Annotated in this window: 2 protein-coding genes; both read right to left on the bottom strand. The window is 72.9% G+C overall.

What is annotated here, in order from left to right; translation table 11 throughout:
* Positions 1-34: 34 nt before the first annotated feature.
* Positions 35-1,504 (bottom strand): FG-GAP-like repeat-containing protein, encoded by a 1,470-nt coding sequence (locus ACFUMH_RS18875; protein WP_378209130.1) that lies wholly within the window; start codon positions 1,502-1,504, stop codon positions 35-37.
* Positions 1,505-1,925: 421 nt separating this feature from the next.
* Positions 1,926-2,918: a malate dehydrogenase gene (locus ACFUMH_RS18870; RefSeq protein ID WP_378209128.1), complete on the bottom strand. Its 993-nt coding sequence runs from the start codon at positions 2,916-2,918 to the stop codon at positions 1,926-1,928.
* Positions 2,919-3,160 lie beyond the last annotated feature (242 nt).

Here is a 3,160-nt window from a genome sequence, read left to right as displayed (position 1 = left end):
GCTGCGCACCTGGCGCAGCCGTGCGCTTCCCCGATCAGCGGACGATCACCTGGCCGGCGCTCGCAGCATCCTGGTTGAGGAGGTGCCACCCGGTGGTCCCGCCGTACGACACGAGCCAGCGCCCGTCGGAGTTCGCCAGGAAGACGTCGTCCTTGCCGTCGCCGTCCATGTCGGCGAGCTGGAAGCGCTCGGTGCCGAGGGCACCGCCGTTGTTGATGATCTTCCAGTCGGTGGCGCCGTCGTAGAGCACTCGCCAATTCCCGTCGACCGGCCACGCCCAGAAGATGTCGTCCTTGCCGTCGCCGTTCAGGTCGCCGAGCTTGACGTTGCCGCCCGGGTTGGTGTCGCGCCCCACCTGCGTCCAGCCGGTCGTCCCGCCGTACGAGACGAGGAACCGACCGTCCGAGTTGGCAAGGAAGACGTCATCCTTCCCATCTCCGTCGAGGTCACCCAGCTGGAAGCGCTCGGTGCCGAGAGCGCCGCCGTTGTTGATGATCTTCCAGTCGGTCGCTCCCCCGTCGTACGTCACCCGCCAGTTCCCGTCGGCCGCCCACGCCCAGAAGATGTCGTCCTTGCCGTCGCCGTTGAGGTCGCCGAGCTTCACGTTGCCGGCCGCGTTCGCGTCGCGGCCCATCTGCACCCACGGCGAGGTGCCGCTGTAGGACACCAGCCACCGGCCGTCCGGGGGCGCGAGGACGACGTCGTCGCGCCCGTCGCCGTTCATGTCACCGAACCGGTACCAGCTGGCGGGAAGGACGCCGGGGCCGCCGAGCTCGGCCCAGGGTGCGGTGCCGTCTGCAGACACCCGCCACCGGCCGTCGGTCGGGCTGGCCCAGAAGACGTCGGCCCTGCCGTTGCCGTCGAGGTCGATGCCGCTCGCGTTGAGCGTCCTGCCGATCCAGTCGCGGATGTCGTCCAGGCGCGTCTCCGTAGCACCCTGCCGAGCGTCGGACGAGCCGAGGCAGCCACCCTGGTAGGCGGTGTGGTGGAGAGCGGCGAGCTCGATGCCGTTCGCCGTCGCGCGTAGCGACGGACCTCCCGCATCGCCCTTGCAGATCGCCCCGGCCGACCCGACCGGCTCGATGTCGATCGTCCCGGCGACCACCGACGTCACGGTGTACGTCGCTGCGTGCGCGGTGTCGGGCACCAGCGTCGACGCCGTCCGGCCGTACCCGGTCACGGTCAGCTCCTCGCCGGGCGTCGGCGGCGTCTCGGCGACCTTCACCGGCGCGACGCCGTCGACGGGCTCCGACAGTCGTGCAAGCACCACGTCACGGTCCGGGTGCGGCTCGAGCCAGTCGACGCCGACCACCCGGCCGTCCGTCCGCGTCAGGTCGACGCGGCCTACTGTGGCGGTCGTCGCCCACGCCGGCGTCCCCCTGGCCACCGTCGCGCCGGGCGTGCCCTGGAAGCACGACTTCGCCGTGACGACCCACCGCCGGTTCACCAGCGCGGCGGAGCACGCGCGCGCTTCGCGGTCGGCCACCTTCACGTCGAGCTTCACCGTCGCTGCCGCGACCGCCCCGGTCGCGGCCGTGCCCGTGAGGGCCTGAGCGCCCGGCGCACCGACTGCCACCCCCACGAGTGCGACCACCGCGGCACACGCTGCCCAGGACCGCCTTGCACGCATGACTCGTTCCCCTCGCCCGCCGGCACCGACCGGTCACACCTCAGCTGCAGCCCCAGCACGGTCGCCTGAGCCGCTCGTCCGCTCCGCCGGGCACGACGCCTGCCGACCGGTTCGGCCAGGACACTATCGGTCCGCGTCGATCAACTGCGGCTGTTCCTGACCTCTTTCGGGTGAATCGCCACGGAGGCGCGACCGCCTGGCAACAGGGGTGATGACAGATCGAGGTCGGGAGTCGCGCACTCCGGGCTCGACGGGGCGACGACGAGGTCCGCGCATCCCGTCGTCGGTCGAGGGCCTAGAGGAGCCCGAGCGACCGCACCGCCTCGCGCTCCTCCACGAGCTCCGCGACCGAGGCGTCGATGCGTGCGCGGGAGAACGCGTCGATCTCGAGGTCCGGCACCACCGTGAACGCGCCGCCGGACGCCGTCACCGGGAACGACGACACGAGGCCCTCCGGCACGCCGTACTCGCCGTTCGAGACGACGCCGGCCGACGTCCAGTCGCCCTCGGGCGTGCCGTGCACCCACGTGTGCACGTGGTCGACCGCCGCGTTCGCCGCCGACGCCGCCGACGACGCGCCGCGCGCCTCGATGATCGCGGCGCCGCGCTTGGCGACCGTCGGGATGAACGTGTCCTGCACCCACGCCTGGTCGTCGACCACGTCGAGCGCGGGGCGCCCGCCGATCGTCGCCTGCGTGAGGTCGGGGTACTGCGTCGCCGAGTGGTTGCCCCAGATCGTGACGCGGCGGATGTCGTCGATCGCCGCGCCGGTGCGGTGCCGCAGCTGCGCGAGCGCGCGGTTGTGGTCCAGGCGCGTCATCGCGGTGAACCGGTCCTTCGGCACGTCCGGCGCGTGCGCGGACGCGATGAACGCGTTGGTGTTGGCGGGGTTGCCGACCACGAGGACCCGCACGTCGTCGGCCGCGCCGGCGTTGATCGCCGCACCCTGCGGGCCGAAGATGCCGCCGTTGGCGCTGAGCAGGTCGCCGCGCTCCATGCCGGCGGTCCGCGGGCGCGCCCCGACGAGCAGGGCGACGTTGACCCCGTCGAACGCGGCCGTGGCGTCGTCGGTGATGTCGATGCCGTCGAGCAGCGGGAACGCGCAGTCGTCGAGCTCCATGGCGACACCCTCGGCGGCCTTCACGGCGGGCGGGATCTCGAGCATGCGCAGGCGCACGGGCGTGTCCGGGCCGAGCAGCTGGCCGGAGGCGATGCGGAAGAGCAGCGCGTAGCCGATCTGGCCGGCGGCGCCGGTCACGGTGACGACGGCGGGCGAGGTGACGGACACGGTGGGGAGCTCCTTCGGTCGGCCGACGGGCGGGCGCGCGCCGCGAGGTCCGCGCCCTGCCGAACCTACCCGAGCACGTGCGAGGTCGCGGGTCCGTGCCGACGTCGCAGGTCGCAGCCCGCGAGCTCGCACGAGTCCCGCGATCTCGCACACGTCCCGCGACCTCGCACGAGTTCCGCCACGTCGCGCGCACCCCCGGCCGCAGGACGTCCACGGACGACGACGGCGCCCCTCCCGTGGGA

The organism is Cellulomonas sp. NPDC057328 (assembly GCF_042667215.1).
Taxonomy (GTDB): domain Bacteria; phylum Actinomycetota; class Actinomycetes; order Actinomycetales; family Cellulomonadaceae; genus Cellulomonas.
This window is presented reverse-complemented; position numbering and strand designations above follow the sequence as displayed.